The 20,787-nt window shown below is 37.0% G+C and carries 15 protein-coding genes and 1 other annotated feature; of the genes, 4 read left to right on the top strand and 11 right to left on the bottom strand.

Annotated features, from left to right (window positions below; genetic code table 11):
* Positions 1-64: 64 nt before the first annotated feature.
* Positions 65-1,015 (bottom strand): lactate dehydrogenase, encoded by a 951-nt coding sequence (locus HMPREF1040_RS05830; RefSeq protein ID WP_007393000.1) that lies wholly within the window; start codon positions 1,013-1,015, stop codon positions 65-67.
* A gap of 257 nt (positions 1,016-1,272) precedes the next feature.
* Between HMPREF1040_RS05830 and HMPREF1040_RS05825 the strand changes: the two genes are divergently transcribed.
* Complete coding sequence (locus HMPREF1040_RS05825) at positions 1,273-2,838, top strand: polysaccharide biosynthesis protein (protein WP_007393013.1); 1,566 nt, start codon at positions 1,273-1,275, stop codon at positions 2,836-2,838.
* A 38-nt stretch (positions 2,839-2,876) separates the two neighbouring features.
* On the opposite strand, the gene HMPREF1040_RS05820 is transcribed toward HMPREF1040_RS05825, so the two are convergent.
* Positions 2,877-4,205: an aminopeptidase C gene (locus HMPREF1040_RS05820; protein WP_007393015.1), complete on the bottom strand. Its 1,329-nt coding sequence runs from the start codon at positions 4,203-4,205 to the stop codon at positions 2,877-2,879.
* Between the two features lie 351 nt (positions 4,206-4,556).
* Positions 4,557-5,543, bottom strand: a complete 987-nt coding sequence (locus HMPREF1040_RS05815; protein WP_007393021.1) for a YeiH family protein — start codon at positions 5,541-5,543, stop codon at positions 4,557-4,559.
* Positions 5,544-5,692: 149 nt separating this feature from the next.
* Here HMPREF1040_RS05815 and HMPREF1040_RS05810 point away from each other — a divergent pair, with 149 nt between their 5' ends.
* Together HMPREF1040_RS05810 and HMPREF1040_RS05805 are read left to right on the top strand one after the other, a co-directional pair.
* Positions 5,693-6,619: a LysR family transcriptional regulator gene (locus HMPREF1040_RS05810; protein ID WP_007393012.1), complete on the top strand. Its 927-nt coding sequence runs from the start codon at positions 5,693-5,695 to the stop codon at positions 6,617-6,619.
* A gap of 80 nt (positions 6,620-6,699) precedes the next feature.
* Positions 6,700-7,692, top strand: coding sequence for a site-specific integrase (locus HMPREF1040_RS05805; protein WP_007393028.1), 993 nt, complete (start codon positions 6,700-6,702; stop codon positions 7,690-7,692).
* A 204-nt stretch (positions 7,693-7,896) separates the two neighbouring features.
* Here HMPREF1040_RS05805 and ilvD read toward each other — a convergent pair whose 3' ends face one another.
* From ilvD to iorA, 8 genes are all read right to left on the bottom strand, one after another.
* Positions 7,897-9,549: a dihydroxy-acid dehydratase gene (gene ilvD / locus HMPREF1040_RS05800; RefSeq protein WP_007393004.1), complete on the bottom strand. Its 1,653-nt coding sequence runs from the start codon at positions 9,547-9,549 to the stop codon at positions 7,897-7,899.
* Positions 9,550-9,568: 19 nt separating this feature from the next.
* A complete protein-coding gene (gene ilvN, locus HMPREF1040_RS05795) occupies positions 9,569-10,069 on the bottom strand; it encodes an acetolactate synthase small subunit (RefSeq protein ID WP_007393024.1) in 501 nt (166 codons plus the stop codon).
* On the bottom strand, positions 10,069-11,766 hold the full coding sequence (gene ilvB, locus HMPREF1040_RS05790; protein WP_007392993.1) for a biosynthetic-type acetolactate synthase large subunit: 1,698 nt from the start codon (positions 11,764-11,766) through the stop codon (positions 10,069-10,071). The genes ilvN and ilvB overlap by 1 nt, the downstream gene beginning before the upstream one ends.
* A gap of 90 nt (positions 11,767-11,856) precedes the next feature.
* On the bottom strand, positions 11,857-12,867 hold the full coding sequence (gene ilvC, locus HMPREF1040_RS05785) for a ketol-acid reductoisomerase (RefSeq protein WP_007393026.1): 1,011 nt from the start codon (positions 12,865-12,867) through the stop codon (positions 11,857-11,859).
* A gap of 94 nt (positions 12,868-12,961) precedes the next feature.
* Positions 12,962-13,205: a binding site (T-box leader), on the bottom strand.
* 177 nt (positions 13,206-13,382) lie between these two features.
* Positions 13,383-14,720, bottom strand: a complete 1,338-nt coding sequence (locus tag HMPREF1040_RS05780; protein WP_036257787.1) for an acetyl-CoA hydrolase/transferase family protein — start codon at positions 14,718-14,720, stop codon at positions 13,383-13,385.
* 62 nt (positions 14,721-14,782) lie between these two features.
* A complete protein-coding gene (locus HMPREF1040_RS05775; RefSeq protein ID WP_007393037.1) occupies positions 14,783-16,108 on the bottom strand; it encodes an aromatic amino acid transport family protein in 1,326 nt (441 codons plus the stop codon).
* A 78-nt stretch (positions 16,109-16,186) separates the two neighbouring features.
* The gene (locus HMPREF1040_RS05770; RefSeq protein WP_007393033.1) at positions 16,187-16,762 is read right to left on the bottom strand and encodes an indolepyruvate oxidoreductase subunit beta; all 576 of its coding nucleotides are present in this window, start codon (positions 16,760-16,762) and stop codon (positions 16,187-16,189) included.
* The gene (gene iorA, locus HMPREF1040_RS05765) at positions 16,763-18,547 is read right to left on the bottom strand and encodes an indolepyruvate ferredoxin oxidoreductase subunit alpha (protein WP_007393027.1); all 1,785 of its coding nucleotides are present in this window, start codon (positions 18,545-18,547) and stop codon (positions 16,763-16,765) included.
* A 205-nt stretch (positions 18,548-18,752) separates the two neighbouring features.
* Between iorA and HMPREF1040_RS05760 the strand changes: the two genes are divergently transcribed.
* Positions 18,753-20,615, top strand: coding sequence for a sigma-54-dependent Fis family transcriptional regulator (locus HMPREF1040_RS05760; protein ID WP_007393030.1), 1,863 nt, complete (start codon positions 18,753-18,755; stop codon positions 20,613-20,615).
* Positions 20,616-20,787 lie beyond the last annotated feature (172 nt).

Genomic DNA, 20,787 nt, shown 5'->3' with positions numbered 1-20,787 from the left:
CAAAATAATCCTAAAAGGCATTACTAACAACGCCTTTTAGGATTATATAGTGATTTTTTACAAATTATAACAATGCATGACTTTTTTCAATATTCTTGCGAATGGCATCGCAGCATTGCTTAAACTCTACCTTTTCTTCATCTGTCAATTCATATTCAATAATCGACTCTACCCCTTTAGCACTAATGATGGCAGGAATACCACAATAAATTCCTTTTTCACCATATTCACCATTAAGATATGCCGATACAGGGATAATACGTTTTTCATCACGCAAAATCGTCCGTACTAACGTTGCTCCTGCCGAAGCAACACCATATTCCGTGCATTGTTTTCCTACATAAGTAACCCATGCCCCTTTAATTGCCATAGCTTGCGATTCTTCTTTAGTAAACTGGAATTCTTTTTTATTTGTCAATTCGCGTAATGGTTTCCCATAAAACGAAATGCAAGACCATGCTGCCATTTGTGCATTACCATGTTCTCCTATCATAAATGCCGTAAATCCACGAGCATCTAGTCCTGTATGCTTAGAAATAACCGCAATTAATCGTGCTGAATCCAATAACGTACCCGTTCCTACGACACGTTGTGTAGGTAATCCACTCTTTTCCCTAATTAAATTCGTAATAACATCGCAAGGATTAGTAATATTAACAAAAATACCATCAAATCCTGCAGCCATAATTTTAGGAATGAAATCAGCAACTTCTTTAACACTATTTTCTAACTCTTTATCACGATCATGAGTTGCTAACAACGCGATATTTCCCACCGCATTAACAATAATATCACAATCTTTTAAACCAGCATAATCAACCACCGTATAAACCGTATGATTAGGCATAAATGGGGCAGCATCATTCAAATCTTGCACTTCACTTAATACTTTTTGTTCATTTTTATCACAAAGATACACCGCGTCGGCAATGCCCATCATACCTAAATTAAACGCTACATGTGCACCCACATGCCCCAATCCAACAACGCCAACAATTCTTTTTTTTAATCCCATTATAATCTCCTCCATCATTATGCAAATAGGTTATTTTAATTATCACTATATAAATAGTACCATTCTTTTATTCTATATTCAATTAGTATAGTATATATTTGTCATACTAATTAGGAATAGCTAAAAAAGATACATATGATTTTTATAATCGTTTCCATTTTTCGAAGCTTCTTTTCATCTAAAAGTAGATAGAAAAATAAAATTATGTTAAAATAAATTGTTTATAATAAGAAATTCACATAAAGCAAGGGGTTAATATGGTTAATAAGTTTATTTCAGGTACATTGATTTTAACCTTATCGGGATTTGTCGTAAAGGCTATTGGTAGTATTAATTGGATTATTCTTTCGCGTATTCTAGGTGGAGAGGGCATTGGAATTTATCAAATGGCTTTTCCTATTTATTTATTAGCACTAGAAGTATCCAGCGCGGGTATTCCAATTGCCATTTCTATCATCACTGCAGAAAAAGTAGCAAAAGAAGATTACCTGGGAGCTAAACGAATTTTTCACGTTTCCCTCACCATGCTCTGCACTACTGCACTAGTATTAAGTATCTTAGTATTCTTCGGTTCGCGTTTTTTTATTGATGAACATATTATTCGCGAAAGCAGAGCGTACTGGTCATTAATTGCATTAGCACCAGCTGTATTTTTTACCACCGTCATTGCTGGTTTTCGTGGCTATCTCCAGGGCTGGAGACAAATGGCACCTACGGCGATTTCGCAAATTACCGAACAAATCGTGCGTGTTATTACGATGCTCGGATTTGCTTCATTTCTAATGCCCTATGGTCTTGAATATGCCGCTGGTGGTGCTAGTTTAGGTGCTGGGTTTGGTGGACTTGCAGCATTATTGGTGTTACTATTTTTTTACCACCGTTTGCAACAATCGCTTCCTAAAATACAAGCTCCCCTATATCCACAAGACAATGTACTCCACATATTAAAACGATTGGTTTCTCTTTCTATACCAATTTCTATGGCAAGCATTATGTTACCTGTGGTTTCCAATTTAGATTTACTCATTGTTCCTCGTCGCTTAGAAGTGGCTGGTTTTACTACACATCAAGCCACAGAATTATTTGGCTATCTTACAGGAATGTCTGTACCTCTGGTTACCTTAGCAACCATTTTAACTATTGCCATGGCAATGAATTTAGTTCCTACCATTAGCCACTATTTCACGTTAGATAATAAAGAAGAAATTTATCAACGTACTTCCAGTGCGTTACGGGTGTCCTTTTTAGTAACAATTCCCTTTAGTGTACTTCTATTTGTCATGGCATCTCCTGTCGTCACATTCATTTATAATGCACCTGCTGCAGCACCCGCAACTAGAACGTTAGCCATTGCCATTTTCTTTTTGGGTATGCATCAAATTACTACGGCTATTTTACAAGGACTAAAACGCCCAAAAATTCCAGTCATGAATATGATTATTGCCGCTGCCGTGAAAGTCTGTTGCAACTGGTTTTTAGTTGCTATTCCTACGTTAGGAATTCGCGGTGCCGCCTGTGCGACTGTGGCCGATATCGGTGTCGCTGCCTTATTAAACCTAATATTTATCTATCGACATACGGGATACCTCATAGATATAAAATTAATATTACGCAATGCTTTTGCTGCCATTATCATGGGTAGTATTGTTTCGCTTCTTTATATGTTCTTACACGTATATGTACCATTAGTCATCAGCCTATTTTTACCTTGTGCTATGGGTATGATCATATATATTGGAATCATGATGATAACAGGTGGAATAACGCGAGAAGATGTATCTAAAATTCCCTATTTTAATCGCTTTGCACATTACTTAAACTAAAAAAATGGTAAACATCTATAGATGTTTACCATTTTTCATTACTTAATATATCCTAAAATTGTACAAAATGCATCATACGGGCTATATACAATCGGCTCTTTAGAAAGCCCCTGTAAATATTCTTTTGATACATATTTTTTATCAATAATAATTTCATATACATACTCCGTAAACCATTCATCGGACATAGAAAAAATACCTTTTTTACCATTTCCCTCTCCCCACGAATTTTCTACCTTCCACTGAAATGGTTTACCCTCTTTAACCTTGACACCTGTAATATTCATCGCATGTGTAGCTACAGATTGTCTTGAATCTAACCGATCGGCTTTAGAAAAATCACCTACCGGCGTAAGTGTTTCTTCGTAATTAAATATACGCGGATCTAATATTCCCGCTTTACGATCACTCATTTTCCCTACATCACAAGCAAACCATGCCGTTTTCCCATCTTGCAAAGACCGTTGCATCGCTTGTTTCATCTCTTCAATAGGTACATTTAATCCCCGCAAACCATCCATTTCCACAATATTTTTAATTTCCTGATTCACAAACACCCGTCCATACGGATTACGTTCGCGCGGATCATGAATCAGTCGGATGGTCTGATCGTAAAAGCCTGCCAAATATTTTTGATAAAATGATTGGGGCGTCATATCCCGTTCTACATGATATTTTTTATCCTTATCAATATATTCAAAATCAAAGGAAGTAACTGGGTTTCCTATACATTTCACAAAAATACTATATACCTTTTCCAAGCATGCTTCTTGTAACGCATCCATCTCTACATCAGATACACTTCGACGAATATCCATCGCATATTTTTTGATAATCTCTTCAACCCGTTCGAACATATCTTTAGAATTTTCCGTATTAAAGCTTTCTCCCATGACACTTTTCGGTACAATGCCATATTTTTCAATCAATGCTTTAAAGTATTCAAAATAACCGCCATCTTCCGTTTTAAACGTAAGTGCATGTATCACTTCTCGACTATTAATATCCAAGTTTTTTGTTTGCCGAATCATATTTAAAAATACATTCGTTTTTTCCATATTATCAAAAAAATAAAGATATGATTGTGATAATTCAAAAGATTCTAACTTCAATTCTTTTATCAATTTAGGTCGTGCCATATTCAATGCGGCAAATAACCAGCAACGACCCGATTGCTTTTGATCGGTAATATTTTTATGTTCAATCTCTTCACTAAATATAAAGTTATGTTGCTGAATCATGCGTTTATTTTTACTAGCCTCTACTATACCTACATTAGAAATAGCACTTTCTATCAATTTATTACGTCCATCTTGCTCATATGCATCATGCCATTTTTGATATAATTCATTCGTTAATGTTTTCATATGTACTCCTTATTCTAATTTTCTTTATTCACAACTATTATACATATATGACGATAATACATTTTGCTCTTTCTTAACATAAAAAAACGGTGAACAAAATAGCTCCCCATGACATATCAACACCATATATATACTATTGTTAATTTATTATACTACGGTATCTTCATATCATTCAACGCCTTTTGATAGATATTTTTAATATAAATAAAAAGGTATATGCTAGCATACGTAAAGCAATAAAAACACCTGTATTTCTCTCATTCCCTAACACCAAACTTACCAAGCCAGCACTAAAAAAGCACGGAATGCAACCTGCAATTCCGTGCGTTAACACTACTATCCCCTATTTATTTATAACATACCAATCACATGTTGTACAATCAAACTTACACTTGCTACACCAAACCAACAAAGTAAACCCAATACAATAGGACGCAATCCATTCCTAATGAGTCCCAATAAATGCGTATGTAACCCAATAGCTGTCATCGCTACAACGATGAAAAACTTTCCCGCTTCGCCTAGAAAATGCAACAAACTATGGGGAATTACCGTATTCCCTACCGTACTAATGATAGATGCAATAATAAAGTATAAAATAAAATTAGGAAATACTTTACGTAAAGAAAAAGCATTGTCCCCTTTTTGGCGCTTGGCCATGATAGTTGCAATAATAATGCATACAGGTACGATCATTAATGCTCGTGTTAATTTTGTAATTGTAGCTAATCCACCCGCAACTGCACTATACGAGTAACCCGCAGCAACAACAGAAGACGTATCATTAATTGCCGTACCTGCCCACATCCCAAAACCACTATCTGACATATGCATCATATGCCCCAAAAAGGGAAATAAAAAGACAGCAATAATGTTAAATAAGAAAATCGTTGAAATAGAATAAGCTACATCCTTTTCATTCGCTTTAATAATAGGTGCTACAGCGGCAATGGCAGAACCACCACAAATAGCGGTGCCTACACCAACTAATGTAGTTGTGTTAAATGGTAATTTCAACAATTTACCAAATACAAACGCCACAATAAAAGCCGTAGCCAAAGTAAATACCATTACTGAAAAAGAACGAGCTCCCGTGTGAACAACATGCATTAAATTCATTTCAAAACCTAGCAAAACAATAGAATATTGCAATATTTGTTTTCCTGTATACGTAATTCCTGGTTCAAATGTAGGTGGTCGTTTTATCCCCGCAAAAATCATTCCTAATAAAATACCAAATACAGGACCACCAATAAGCGGAAATTTCCACCCTAATAATGCAGCCGGAATAGCAAAAATTAAGGTAAAGAGCATCCCTTTAATATGTATCCTAGACATTTCCCCAACAACTCCTCATTATAGAACTATATGCTATTCATATACATAAAAAATATGTATATCTTGTTAGCAACTGTAAAACAGTGTATCATATAAAAAAACATATGTAAAATTGTATTATTTTATATATTTGATAGGTAGGAGGCTATATGAAGAAATCTATTACATTACGGCACTTTTTCATATTTATTCGTGTTTGTGAAGAAAATAATATGACCCGCGCCGCAAAGCGCTTACACATGACCCAGCCATCAGTCAGTCAAGCAATCCAAGAAATAGAAACTCGCTATGATACAAAACTATTTGAACGACTAAACAAACATTTATACATCACCTCCGCAGGAAAGTGTTTATTACAATATGCTTATCAAATTTTTTCCCTTACCAAACAAATCGACACCTCCATGACATCATTTCAGAAAACAAATCCCCTCCGCATTGGTGCTAGTGTAACGATTGGCGAACTTTGTTTAATTGAATATATTCATTATCTAAAACAAACACATCATATCAAAATTGTTTCAGAAATTCATAATACAACCGAACTAGAAGGCATGTTGTTATCTGATAAACTAGATTTTGCCCTAGTTGAAGGAAATATCCATTCAGAATATTTATTAGCTCAACCATTTATGTCGGATGAACTAGTTGTCGCCCTTCCCCTTACCCATCCCTTACTCACCAAACAACACATCGACCTAATTGATTTACAAGACATCTCTCTATTCTTACGCGAAGAAGGTAGTGGTACACGAGATATGTTTATTCATCTAATGAAAGAACAGCATGTTGCTTTTAGCATCGATGGTAGTTATAATAACACAGAATCTTTAAAAAAAGCGGTCATAGCCGGTTTAGGTGGTACTATTCTTTCGTATCATTTAGTAGAAAAAGAAGTACGTGCTGGACTACTAGGCATTTGTTATGTAAAGAATAATATATTTAAACGAAATTTCAAAATAACTTATCATAAAAACAAATTTTTATTCCCCGAATTAAAAAAAGCCTTTTCCCTTTGTTATGACTATACTAAATGGTTTCCCTCCCCACACATTAATTCCCTACCCACACATTAATTCCCTACCCTAATATGGCTTGACCATCTATTCATATTTATGCTATGTTACTATAAATGAACCAACAAGGAGAATAACTCATGAAAACCCATAACGATAACAATTTTTTTATCGGAAAAAATACATCCATTGAACAAAACAGCAAACTTAGCAAAAAATCACGCCAAAGTATTTATATTGCCCGAGCTGAACATACTATCACAGCATATCGATCCGATTGGAATGATTTTTGTGATTGGTGCTCCTATCACCACGTCAGCTCTTTTCCAGCTGAACCAGAAACCATCGTAAATTATATGAATGATTTAGCAGACCATGCTAAGGCCAATACAGTGGCTCGCCGCATTAGTGCATTAACCGAAAATTTCGATGCCGCTGGATTACTAGAAAATCCTTGTCGAATGCCCTTAGTAAAAAACGCCTTACGCGGTATTAAACGCATGAAAGGAACAATTCAACAGGGGAAATTACCTATTCTATTTGATGACATTAAAGAAATGCTCACTTATATAGAAGGGAATCCTTTGCAACGAGCACGCGATAAAGCAATTCTACTTACGGGATTTTATGGAGCCATGCGACGTTCTGAAATCACAAATTTAGATGTCGAAGACATTCGCTTTACTCGACTTGGTATGCTTATTACCTTACGCAAATCAAAAACAGATCCTTTTGATAAAGGGCAAATGATTGCCATCCCCTACGTTCAAGATAGTCAAATATGTGCAGTATGTGCAGTAAAAAACTGGCTCTCCCTAAGTAACATCACAACTGGTCCTGTTTTTCGCGGATTCACAAAGGGACACAAAATTCGTTCAACACGTATTTCTGATAAAACAATTGCTCTCTTAGTTAAACATTATGTAGGTTTAATGGGTATGGATCCAAAAGACTATGGTGCACACAGTCTACGGCATGGTTTTGCCACCTCAGCGGCACAACACCATGTAGAAGAACGACAAATTATGCGCCAAACGCGACATAAATCACAATCTGTTGTACGGAGATATATCGATGAAGCCGATCGATTAATCGATAATCCTATCTTCAAAATTACCAATTCCAAAGAATAACCTTATTTCTTATAATTAAAAATCCCGTATATGTATACAAACATATACGGATTTTTTTCTAACTAATGCTAATTTACTATAATGACTTTTTTATCTTACCGTAAAATTTTACAAAGTTTTTATAGCTACTTTTATCAAAAAAACTAGAGGTTCAACATTGAACTTCTAGTTTTTTATATAATAGTCCATCAATTTATCTGCCCATCATTGTAATACAGCTCCCGTATTAGCAGATGTTACCAAACGAGCATACCGGGATAAGTATCCCGTTTTAACCTTCGGCTCTGGTTGTTTCCATGCTGCTTTTCGACGTGCTAACTCTTCATCGTCAACTTGCAGAACTAACTTACGTTGTGGTATGTCTACTACAATAACATCCCCATCTTCTATTAAGGCAATCGGTCCTCCTTCCATCGCTTCTGGTGATATATGACCAACGCAAGCTCCACGACTAGCCCCACTAAATCTCCCATCCGTTAACAAGGCGACTTTTAGTCCCATGCCCGTAATCACGGCGGTAGGATTCAACATTTCTCGCATACCTGGACCACCTTTTGGGCCTTCATAGCGAATAACGACTACATGCCCTTCCTTAATTTCTCCGCCTAAGATAGCTTTTATCGCTGCTTCTTCCGAATCATAACACTTCGCTGTCCCTGTATATGTTAATAAAGCTGGTTCTACTGCACTTTCCTTAATGACCGATCCTAAGGGAGCTAAATTACCTTTTAAAATAGCAATCCCTCCTTTATGCATATACGCATTTTCTATATGATGTAATACTTCCGGTCTTTCATTTACAGCATGTGCAATCCGATCTTTAATAGTGCCTGTTACTGTTTGAGCATCTGTATGAATCAAATTTAATGCAGTTAACTCTTTCATTACTGCATTCATGCCCCCAGCTTCGTTTAAATCTTGCATATGGTACGTACCACCTGGACTCATTTTACAAATATAGACTGCTTTGCGACTAATTTCATCAAAAACATCCAACGGCAATTCTACCCCTGCTTCATGTGCAATAGCGGGTAAATGCAACACCGTATTCGTTGAACCACCAATAGCCATATCTACGGCAATAGCATTTTCAAAAGCTTCTCGTGTCATGATATCCCGTGGCTTTATATCTTTCCTCACTAAATCCATAATCACATGCCCTGCCTGTTTTGCCAACATACGTCTTGCACCAGTATAAGCAGCAGGAATAGTGCCATTCCCAGGTAATCCCATTCCTAATACTTCCGTCATACAATTCATCGTATTCGCCGTAAATAATCCCGAACAAGAGCCACACCCGGGACATGCTTGCGATTCCATTTCTTGTAACTCTTCCTTCGTCATATGACCACTTTCTACCTTTCCAGCCGCTTCAAACATAGTACTCACACTAATATCTTTAACCTTGTGTCTTCCTGCTAGCATTGGTCCGCCACTAACTACCACGGCGGGTATATTTAATCGTCCTGCTGCCATTAACATCCCTGGAACAATTTTATCGCAATTAGGGATAAGCACCAACCCATCAAAAGCATGCCCATTAGCAACCGCTTCAATAGAATCACAAATAAGTTCTCGACTCGCTAATGGATACTTCATTCCTGCATGTCCCATAGCAATACCATCACAAATACCAATGGCTGGAAATTCAATCGGCGTTCCACCCGCAGCGGCTATCCCCAATTTCACGGCCTGTGCAATATCTCGTAAATGAATATGTCCTGGAATAATTTCATTAAATGCATTTACGACACCAATTAACGGTTTCTGCAATTCCTCATCTGTATATCCCATAGCATGAAATAACGTTCTATGAGCGGTTCTTGTAATTCCTTTTTTTACTACATCACTACGCATATTAGTCACACTTCTTTCTTTACATATTTTTTACGGGTACATCACCTCGAGATAATGAAATTTGACCCGTGCGAGCAATCTCTAATATTTCATATTCATTTAACATACGCAACAATGCCTCAATTCGATCTTCCTTGCCTGCGACTTGCAAAATAAGTGAATTTAACTGTACATCTACTACTTTTGCATGAAATAATGCCGCCATATTTGCCAGCTCTTCTCGTTGAGATGTATGCGTATACTTAACTTTAATCATCGCCAATTCACACCCAATAAAAGGCCGATCGTCTAAATTTATTACCTTTATCACATCAATCAATCGAGCTAACTGATTAACCGCTTGATCTAATGCTTCACGATTTTCGACAGTTACAATAATATTAATACGTGTCACGTCTGGTTCTTCTGTATATCCTGCATTGATACATTCTATATTAATTGCTCTTCGACTAATAAGTCCTGCTACATGGGTCAAAACACCAGGTTTATTATCGGTTAAAATAGCTAAATGTTGTCTCATTATACCGTTTTTCCCTCCCACACCATTTGATCTAATCGCTTACCCCCAGGCACCATAGGGTATACATTTTCATCTTCTGGAATCCGTACGTTTAAGACTCCGGATCCTTCCGCTATCAAAAATTCCTCTAAGGTAGGGATCAATTCTTCCGGTTCACTCACCTTCCATCCTGATACGCCCATAGATGCAGAAACCTTGGTTATATCTGGATTATCCGCTAATATTGAGGCTGAATAATGCCCCTTATAAAACATTCGTTGCCACTGATTGACCATACCAAGAACATTATTATGTAAAACAATAACTTTTATATCAATACCATATTTTGTCAAGGTCATAAATTCTTGACAATTCATCATGATACTACCATCACCCGTAAAAAGTACAACCATTTGGCGAGGACAACCAATTTTAGCTCCCATGGCGGCTGGCAAGCCATACCCCATGGTTCCCAATCCGCCCGATGATAAAAACGTGCGTGGAATAGACAAATTAAAAAATTGGGCAGTCCACATTTGATGTTGTCCCACATCAGTAACAGCAATCGTATCGTCTGGAACCCTTTTACGCACTTCTTCAAATAATTTTTGTGGTGATATCGTATGAGGTACTTGTCGAGTTTGAAATGGATGTTGAATATGTCGCTGTGTTACATGCTCTCGCCATGTTGCAAACTGATTGACAAAAGGAACTGCTGACGCCGTAATTTTTTTCAACAACAAAGGTAATGACCATCGCAAATCTCCATTTACACTAATATGTGCATGTATAATTTTATTAATTTCTACCTTATCTATATCTAAATGAATAATCTGTGCTTGCGGAGCAAAATTCGCAACAACCCCTGTCACGCGATCATCAAATCGCGCCCCCAAAGCTACCAATAAATCACATTCCGTAACAGCCATATTCGCAGCGTACGATCCATGCATGCCTACCATACCTAAATGATACGGATACAAGTCATCGACAGCACCTTTTCCCATTAATGTCGTAATAACTGGCACTTGTAACACATCAACAATCTGCCGTAGCAACGGAGATACATTAGCAGCAATGACCCCACCACCTGTTAAAAAAAGAGGACGCCGTGCTTCTTCTAGTGCGGCAACAGCTTTATCCAAATCAAAAACCTGTCCTTCGTAATGCCCTGTATATCCACGCAATTGAACCTCTTCTGGATACGTATAAAAAAATTCTGTATCAAATACATCTTTGGCAATATCCACTAATACTGGTCCAGGACGTCCCGTCTTAGCTATAAAGAATGCTTCTTTTAACACGCGGGGCAATTCTTTGACATCTTTTATTAAATAATTGTGTTTTGTAATAGGCGTAGTAATACCAGAAATATCAGCTTCTTGAAATGAATCTCTACCAATAAGTGCAGTAGCAACTTGCCCACTAATAATGACTAAGGGAATCGAATCCATATTTGCCGTAGCAATACCTGTAACCATATTACATACACCCGGTCCAGACGTAGCAAAACAGACACCAACTTTTCCCGTTGCACGTGCATATCCATCAGCCGCATGTACAGCACCTTGCTCATGTCCTGTTAAAATATGGGGAAACTTAGCTTTATACAATTCATCATATAATGTTAATACAGCCCCTCCCGGATAGCCGAAAACAACATCCACATGTTCTCTTTTCAGACATTCAAGCAGGGCTTGTGCTCCGGTCATTTTCATTATCTTCACCTCATACTATTTAAAGAACGGGCATCTTTCTATATCCATATAAAAAAGATGTCCGTTCTTTTTTTGATAGTTTACCAACCCTTAATCTTTTTTATCATCATTATGCAGCCATGGCATCATTTTACGCAGTGTTTCCCCAACAACCTCTACTGGATGTTCAGCATGTTGCCGTCGCATAGCTAAGAAATGAGCTCGTCCACCTGCATTATTTTCCAATAACCACTCTTTAGCAAAGGTACCGTCTTGAATATCTGCCAACACCTGTTTCATCGCTTTTTTCGTTTCTTCTGTAACCACTTTTTTACCAGCCGTATAATCACCATATTCAGCAGTATCACTGATAGATTGACGCATTTTTGCCATTCCGCCTTCATACATCAAATCAACGATCAACTTCATTTCATGAAATGTTTCAAAATATGCAATTTCCGGTTGATATCCAGCTTCACATAATGTTTCAAATCCATTAGTGATAAGTTGGCAAATACCACCACAAAGCACGGCCTGTTCACCAAACAAATCAGTTTCTGTTTCTTCTCTAAATGTAGTTTGCAATACTCCTGCCCGAGTTCCGCCGATACCACCAGCATAAGCTAATGCTAAATCAAAACAATTTCCTGTCGCATCTTGTTCCACCGCAAAAACATCAGGAACACCGCCACCTTCTACAAAGGTTCGCCGCACTAAATGTCCTGGTCCCTTAGGTGCAACCATAAAAACATCCACATTTTCTGGCGGTACAATCTGTTTAAAATGTATATTAAACCCATGAGCAAATGCCAACGCACTATATGATTTTAAATTAGGAGCAATTTCTTTTTTATATACGGTCGCTTGTTTTTCATCTGGAATTAAAACCATCGTTACATCTGCTTCTGCCACCGCTTGTGCTACCGGTTTTACCTCTAATCCCGCCGCTTTAGCTCGTGCTACCGACTTACTTCCCTCATATAAACCAACTACAACGTCTACACCACTTTCTTTTAAGTTCAAAGCATGTGCATGTCCTTGACTACCATACCCAATAACGGCCACCTTCTTATTCTTCAACACATCCCAATTTACATCTTTGTCATAATACACTTTTGCCATACTACATCTCTCCTCCATTAGGTAATAAATTATTCCTGTTGGAATGTAGAGAACGTCAGTGCCGTTTGCGATATAAAAAAACTCCGTCCCTCTTCTGAGGGACGGAGTATATTCCGCGTTACCACCCTGATTCCCGTTACATTACTGTTATTACGGGCTCTCTACAACGTACCAACATACGCGTTTCCTATAACGTGGAAAAATCGTGAGTGCTTAATAATATATTCAGCACTTCTCTTCAGGGATGATTTTCCTTTATCTTCCATTACCGATTCACACCACCCATCGGCTCTCTGAAAATTTCACTATAAAGTACTCTTTCCCGTCATCAGATTTTTACAATATCCTGCTTCAAGAACATCTTGTCCGTAAGCATGTACTTATTGTACAAAAGGAAAATATCTTTGTCAATATGTTTTTATAATTTTTTTAATATTTTTCCATTTTATCATTATACATATTAGTGTAGTCTCTTTTTAATTAAAATTCGCAAAAAGATATTTTACTTGTATTTCTTATTTTTTATTGCTTTTACGCCAAATTCCTTGAACTTCAGCAGATTGAATCAATTCCTCACGAAAATCAGGATGAGCAATAGAAATTAAAGCTTCAGCTCGTTGCCATGTAGTCAATCCAGATAAATGAGCTACACCATATTCTGTAACCAAATAAGGTGCCTGTGTACGTGGAGTAGTGATAATATCCCCAGCAGTAAACCGGGGTACAACATGAGAATGCTTACACCCATGTTTATCAACATGCATAGACGCCATAGTTAAAAAAGCCTTCCCTTCCGTTGCCATATATGCGCCTGTAACAAAATCTAATTGACCACCCGTTCCACTGATATGTCGTATTCCCGATGATTCCGAGGAAACTTGTCCATACAAATCAACCGCAATACAACCATTTATAGAGACAAAATTATCCAATTGGCGAATAACTTCTGGATTATTCACATAACTCATCGGTGCCGATAAAATATCTTGATTGCAATGCAAAAATTTATATAATTCAGTAGACCCTAAACAAATAGAAAATACGCCCTTATGTCGTTGTAAATTCTTACGTTTATTCGTAATTTTCCCAGCTTTATATAACTCTAAATAACCATCACTCATCAACTCTGTATGCATGCCCAAATCTTTCAAATCAGATGCCGCGATCAATTCACCTAATGCATTGGGAATACCACCAATACCTAGTTGTAAATTCATCCCATCATATAAATAGGGAAAAATATTTTCTGCAATCTTACGATCTAACTCAGTCGCTGCTCTTCCTGGTGCCGTGCATAAAGAAACATTGCTCTCTACCACATACTCAACATCGGAGATATGAATATGATCATTTGCCATCCCATAAATAACGGGCATATTAGGATTTACTTCTAAAATAATATGATCTGCTGCATCAAGTACTTCTTGTTGGCAACAATTCGTTAAACCATACGAAAAATTACCTTGCTTATCCATAGGTGCCACCGTTATCATAGCTACATTAACAGGTGCCATTCCCCTACTATAATAAGAACCACAATTTCTAAACGCCATAGGCGAATGAAAAGCACGATTTGTATCTAAATAAACTCGATCTAATGAAGAGCAATGCCATAAATTATAGGTAAAAGACTGTTGTGCTTTATCTTGTTCTACCACTTGCACGGGACAGCAAGAAATAGCATTACGAATTTTTACATCCTCTAACTCTCCACTGCGTTCTGCTAAGGCACGATCAAGTGCTTGAGGAAACGAACAGACCTGACTATAGTCAATCCAATCTCCATTTTTTACGATGCGTACCGCTTCTTGTGGCATACGCAACTTTTGCTTATATAGTTCCTGTACATTCATATCATCACCAAACCTTTTTTCATACTTTTTTATACACACAGAGATAATTATTTATACACATCTTACCACAACGATATAATTGGAGAAATAAGTAATATAAGGCCCATAAAAATAACCGGGATCAACTTCCAGTCTTTATATTTTTTTAAATAATCTAACTTCCATACCAAACAGGCTGGTAAGAAACAAGCAATAATCCCAATAAGACAGCCTAATATCGGTGTAAATTTCAAAATCGGTGCATTGACTAAAATGATTCCCCAGCATAGCAAAACACAAAATACACTAATGCCATACTTTAATACCCGACGATTTAAATTTTCTTCCGATGTAATCCGCTTAAGCACGTTCATCACAATACCCGTACAGGCATCTCTAAAACTCAAGAACATAGCAAAATAAGCCGTAACCACCGCAAAAATATTTAAAATCAAATTCAATATCTTAATTCCTGAACCACTCATATCCCGAGCAGCTAAAGCTAATGCCGATATATTGGCCGTATACGCATGTACAGCTTGTTCATGATTAATTGCTAAATTAAAGGAAATAGTATAAAAAACAACTAAAATAACTAAGATCAAATACGCTAAATTGTACACTCGCATCGAACGATAATGTGCTACCATCTTATTTTCTGATTGCGAACGAAAATAAATAACCACAGGTCCTAGTCCGACAAAAAACTCAATAGACATCGCAATAAAAGGAAGCATAATGATAAAATGCTTAATCACATACGTGATATTTTCTGGAATAAGTACATTCGCAATATGCCAATGAGGAAACATAATAATCCCCAACAAAGCAATAACGGCAGCCTTGGTAAATACCATGCCTGAAGATATTTTCATTAATAACTTTTCCCCTTGCGAAGCAACCATAACTAAAAAGGTAATAATAGATAATCCATAAAATAAATTCTCCGATAACAAATGATCCGTCACCCCAAATGTAACTAAAAAAGATGAACTATCATTCGTTAATGCAGTTGAATATAAAAATATTAAAATCGTTGTAAAAATAAAATAGAGCGAACCTAAAAAAAATCCCCAATTCTTTCCTAAATAGCCTGAAATGATACCAGCAAAATCCTCACATTCTGGGGCTTCTGCCAAAACATCTAAATATAATTTTTGATGCTGATAAGCAATAGGATATCCAACTAATGCTACAAGTAAAAAAATCAGCAACCCCGATAAACCCACTTGAATAGGAAGAAAAATAATTCCTGCCCCTAATGACATACCAATACACATAATAATCCATCCAACATCAATGCCACTAAAGGCAGTCGCTTTTTTCCATTCTTCTTTACTTAGTCCAGATGCTCGCTCATAACTTTCACCACGAAAGATACTCCGTAATACACTATTGACAATAGACATATTCTTCCCTCCTTACCTCAATTACCGCATCACTTGGAATAAGGGAGATGTATAATAATCCCCCTTATTCAGAATTACTTATACCGCACTTTTTCCTTTTTCAAATGCCTGTATATTTAACGCAACAAAGGATTTTTTTACCGTTTGTGCAATAATACTATGCCAATCTATATGCTTTAATCCTAGTGCCGCAATCAAAGCCCCTAATAAGACAATGTTAGCACTTTTCACATTGCCTAAATCGGTTGCAATTTGACTCGCATCCAAAGGCACTACTTTAACCTTACGTTGCAACTCTTCTAAACAGCCCTCAGGATACGTGCATTGCCCCGATAAAACCGTCATTGAGGGAATACGATGCATATTTACCACAGCAATCCCACTTTCTTTTAAAAAAGATGCATAGCGAACGCCTTCCATTTCTTCAAACGCCACAAGCACATCGGCCATACCTTCACCAATAATCGGTGATGCAACCGACTCACCAAAACGAACTTGCGTACTAACACTACCACCACGTTGACTCATGCCATGCACTTCAGACATTTTCACATCATAACCTTCTGCTATAAGTCCCATCGTTAATATTTTACTAGCTAGAATCGTTCCTTGTCCTCCAACTCCAACAAATAATACACTTTTTACAGCTGCCATTTATGCTCCCTCCCTATATCGAATTGCCTGTACCGGACACACTTGCAAACAAACAGAACAACCTACACAATCGGGTTGTGATATACTCGCTTTTTTATTATCGCCTTGATACCGCAAAGCTGGGCATCCCGTCTGTAAACAACGTTTACAACCTATACAAGTATCTTCATCTACTTCACACGGATCTTGATACACAGCATACTGTTTGAGTTCTTCTTCTGTAAACGTTTTCAACACACACGGCCACTTAGTAATAATAACACTCGGTTCATCCGTAATAGAAAATGCCCAATCTAATGTTTCCTTCATTGCCGTTAAATCTAATGGATTAACAATGCGCACTTGCGTAATTCCCACTGCCCGTACAACCGTTTCAATGTCAATAGCTAGTGTTTCTTCACCCATCAACGTATATCCCGTACCAGGATGATCCTGGTGTCCAGTCATCCCCGTAATCCGATTATCCAAAATAACACAAATTGCTGGTGAACGATTATAGGCAACTTCAATAAGCGAATTAATACCCGTATGGAAAAATGTTGAGTCGCCCATCACACCTACAACACGTTTTGACTGACCACTCTGCTTAAGTCCATGACATAATCCATGACTAACCGAAAAAGCACTCCCCATACAGACAGCTAAATCCTTTGCATGAAGTGGTGCTGCACCGCCTAAAGCATAGCAGCCAATATCGCCAACCATAACCGTATCTTTCCGTTTGGCTAACGCATAGAAAAACCCTCGATGCGGACAGCCTGCACATAACGTAGGCGGTCTTGGCACTGTCAACTTCTGATCAACAACAATACCCACTGACTTTTCTTGTAAAATACCTTCACTTACAATATTAGGATTTAACTCATCAATATTGGGAATGACATCTTTACCACGACAGGGGATACCAGCCGCACGAATAATATCTTCCATAAAGGGATCTAGTTCCTCTACCACATATAATTCATCAACTTTTTTAGCAAAATCTCGGATCTTTTCTAGTGGTAATGGATAGGTAAATCCTAATTTTAAATATGAAGCCCGTTCGCCCAATGCTTCTTTTGCATACGTATAAGCAGCACCAGCCGCCACAATACCAATACGCGTATCATTCATTTCTACCATATTAAACAATGATTCTTCCGCATATTGTTTCAACTGTTGTTCCCGTTCTTCCACAAAATACCTGCGTACTTTAGAAATAGCCGGTATAGCATCCATTTTTTCCCGTGCTTTTACATAAGGAACATAAGAAAATTCTTTTCGTTCGCCTGTCTTAACCAAACTTTTTGAATGACAAATACGTGTAGTCATCCGCAGCATAATAGGAACCGAATATAGTTCGCTAACCCGATATGCTTCTTTTACCATATCTAAACATTCCTGTGAATTAGATGGCTCAAACATGGCAATCTTCATTGATTTCGCATAATGCCGATTATCTTGTTCATTTTGAGAAGAATGCATCCCCGGGTCATCAGCTGAGACAAAAACAAAACCACCATTAATACCTAAATACGCAAACGTATAAATAGGGTCAGCCGCTACATTCAATCCCACCATTTTCATTGATGCAAACGAACGAACTCCTGCCATCGATGCACCAATTGCTGCTTCCATCGCTACCTTTTCATTCGGTGCCCATTCCGAATAAATCTCCTTATACGTCGCCGTATTTTCCAAAATTTCCGTGCTTGGGGTACCAGGATAAGCAGAAGCAAAAGAAGCTCCTGCTTCATATAATCCTCGTGCAACCGCTTCGTTTCCAGTCATTAACACTTTCATCATCATAACCTCCTTATATCCTTATACTCATAAACAACATACCTTTCTTTATACTCTTTTCTATGCAATTTCTGTGCCAACTAAAAATTAGCTATATCAACGCATATATCTCATGTTAAATTAAATTTTTATTTCTTTTGTGTAAAAATATTGATACAATATTTTACAACAGAAACAAAACATTACTTTTTTATTATAGGAGGTCAACATGAAAGAAATTTGTTTCCTTATTGCTGATACATATTTAAAAGACACGATCTGTCATACCTTATCTACCTACTATCCACAAATTCCTAAAACACAATTTCCAAAAATAGAAATTATCGAATTTCCGCGGCTCATATTACAAGCCAAAGAATTAATAAAAAATGGTACAAAAGTAATTATTACCAATAGTGGAGCACACCAAATTTTACAAGAAAAGATAAACGCTTTTCCCCTACTTTGCCTATACAGTTCTACCACCGATGTCTTATACACCCTTTCACAGTTACACGCCTATAAAAAAATTCATTTATTACTAAATAAAAATTTTATGTTTCGTATCGAAACTTGCCCTGCACACCTACGCAAAAAATTAATTATTCATCCGCCTTATAACTTAGAAGCACCTTTTGAACACTTACTTTCACTCATTCGCAAAATTCCTCCCAGTCCACATACAGCACTCGTAGGCTGTACTTTATTGCCACAACTTACAGACCATTTACCACTTCCTACCTTTCCTATATACCCGAGCGAATCTGTTATTCTATCTGCCCTGAATTTTGCCCACGAATTAATTCAATTTCACACAAAAACACAAAAACAATTAAGCATCCTTACCTCTATTCTTTCCCATATTGAGGAAGGGATTATTCTTCATGACGAAACGGGACATATTTCTCACTTCAATAGAAAGACAAAACAGTTTTTTCACATCCAAAAATTTCCAAAAAAAATAGAAGAAATTTCAATGGAGCTAAAATATACCGAACCAAGCAAAGAAACCATTATTACGCAAACTCCCTATACCTTAGTAGCAACAGCTAATACCTTTAAAATCAACAAAGAAACACATTCTATTATCACTTTACGCGATATCACACGCTTACAACGTTTAGAGAAAAATATTCGCTATAAATTAACGCGTACAGGCTTAACCGCCACACATCATTTTAATGATATTCACACCATCGATTCGAACATGAAAAAAATAATTTCCTTGGCACAACAATTTTCACTCTATGATGAACCTATATTAATTCAAGGAGATAGCGGTACAGGAAAAGAGTTATTCGCCCAAAGTATTCATAATGCTAGTTCTCGCTCTCATGGTCCTTTTGTTGCCGTAAATTGTGCGGCCTTACCCCCAGAACTCTTAGAAAGTGAACTATTCGGCTACGTAGGCGGTGCATTTACAGGTGCTCGCAAAGACGGGAAAACAGGATTCTTTGAATTAGCCCATACAGGCACTATTTTTTTAGACGAAATCAACAGCATGTCTCCTGCCATTCAAACTAAACTACTACGCGTCCTAGAAACCAAACAAGTCATGCGTATCGGTTCTGACTACGTTATTCCCCTTGATATCCGTATCATTTCTGCCAGCAATGACGACATTATACAAGCAGTATGCAATAACACCTTTAGACGTGATTTATTTTTTAGACTCCATACACTGACCCTCAACCTACCTTCTTTAGATGAACGGCCCGATGATATCATTTATTTATTTGAATTGTTTACAAAAAAAATAACGGGATCTACCAAAAAAATTCCTGCTGCATTGAAACAAGTTTTACAACATCATCATTGGTGGGGAAATATTCGCGAATTATACAGCGTTGCCCTTCGCTATCACATCTTGGGTTTAAAGGATAATTATCAAACATTATTTGATAATCCTTCTACAAAAAAAAATCCACTAATTGATATCCATTCTATGAACATCAATTTAAAAAAACTACATCAAGATATGGATACCCTTCTCATTCAAGATCTACTTCAACAAGGATTTACAAAAACGCAAATAGCCAGTATATTAAATATTAGCAGACAAACTTTATTTAACAAAGAACAAAAAAAATAATAATTTTTCCACTTTATTTTTAAGATTACGTAACAACTTATCAATCTATACTTTTTGCATTATTGTTCCAATCCACGCACCCATAAAGGGTAAACTAAATTAACCAATCATCTTATATAAATAATTAAGTAGCAATAAAAAAAAGAAAGGACAGTAGTTTTTTTCTACTGTC

This window comes from Megasphaera sp. UPII 135-E, from assembly GCF_000221545.1.
Taxonomy (GTDB): domain Bacteria; phylum Bacillota; class Negativicutes; order Veillonellales; family Megasphaeraceae; genus Megasphaera; species Megasphaera hutchinsoni.
This window is presented reverse-complemented; position numbering and strand designations above follow the sequence as displayed.